The sequence below is a fragment of the Alicyclobacillus sp. CIJ1 genome (assembly GCF_057538885.1).
On record NZ_BAAJPH010000088.1, the window covers coordinates 1 to 363 of the forward strand.

General features: G+C 52.3%; 1 protein-coding gene. It reads left to right on the forward strand.

What is annotated here, in order from left to right; genetic code table 11:
- Positions 1-14 precede the first annotated feature (14 nt).
- Positions 15-363 (forward strand): hypothetical protein (locus tag AC27E8_RS06585; protein ID WP_487098628.1); only part of this gene is annotated, 349 nt, incomplete at its 3' end.

The following is a 363-nucleotide window of genomic DNA, read 5'->3' on the forward strand; positions in this document are numbered from 1 at the left end:
TGCAGTCGGACATCGTGAGCGACAACAGTTTGAATGGGAACGGGTATTTGGGGCTGCCAATCAATGAGATAAGCGCGGTTGCTAGCGAATTAGGGGGAAATACTCAGTTCGTAGAGGAGCAAGTAAAACAGTACGAGTATTCACTTAATGACACAAATGGTAATCTTCCTCCTCAACAGCTCGTTCCCTTCGCATACGTCGCCAGCGAATCTGGCGCAGAGATGGATCCATCCGGGGGTGTTGTGACGCCGACCGGGAACTATTACGGGAATGATCCGATCGAGCATTCGACATTCTACGTGATCCCGTCCAAGCCACCTACTGCCCAGAGCCTCACGGCACAGGTGCAGGGCACAAACGTCA